The organism is Bradyrhizobium sp. 139, assembly GCF_023074175.1.
Taxonomy (GTDB): Bacteria; Pseudomonadota; Alphaproteobacteria; order Rhizobiales; family Xanthobacteraceae; genus Bradyrhizobium.
Genome location: NZ_JADPKS010000042.1, coordinates 1 through 561 on the forward strand (window position 1 = coordinate 1; position 561 = coordinate 561).

1 pseudogene is annotated in these 561 nt (G+C 69.2%); it reads left to right on the forward strand.

The annotated features are described in order from the left end of the window. A pseudogene (locus IVA80_RS10920) lies at positions 1–561 on the forward strand (hybrid sensor histidine kinase/response regulator); the annotation flags it as partial.

Consider the following 561-nt stretch of genomic DNA (forward strand, 5'->3'; position numbering starts at 1 on the left):
CCTGTCCTCGATCGACCGCATCAAGGAAATCCTGGCCGGGCTCGAGGCGACCGAAGCCGAGCCCGAAGGCACCGACCGCGACCTGATCGACAAGCTGGAAGCGATGGTCGAGCAGGGCATGGCGGCACTGGCCGCTGGCGCTGCTGCTCCTGTCGCCGACGCGCCGCCGCTGGTGCCGGAAGCGCCGGCTGCCGTCGAAGCCGCTCCGCCGAAAGAGACGCAGGGCGCGCTGATCGACCAGACCCTGGAGCGCCCGCTGCGTCCGGGCGAAGTGTCGCTCGACGAGCTCGAGCGCGCCTTCCGCGAGACCGCGATCGAAGCCCCGGCCCCTGTTGCCGAGATCAAGGCCGCACCCGCCGTCGAAGCCCCGGCGCCTGTCGCCAAGGAGGCTGTCAAGCAGGCCGTCAAGGAGGCCAAGGCCAAGGTCGCGCCGAAGAAGTCGATGGCGGACGAGGGCGCCTCCGAAGGCGACCGCATCGCCAACCAGTCGATCCGCGTCAACGTGGATACGCTGGAGCATCTGATGACCATGGTCTCCGAGCTGGTCTTGACCCGCAACCA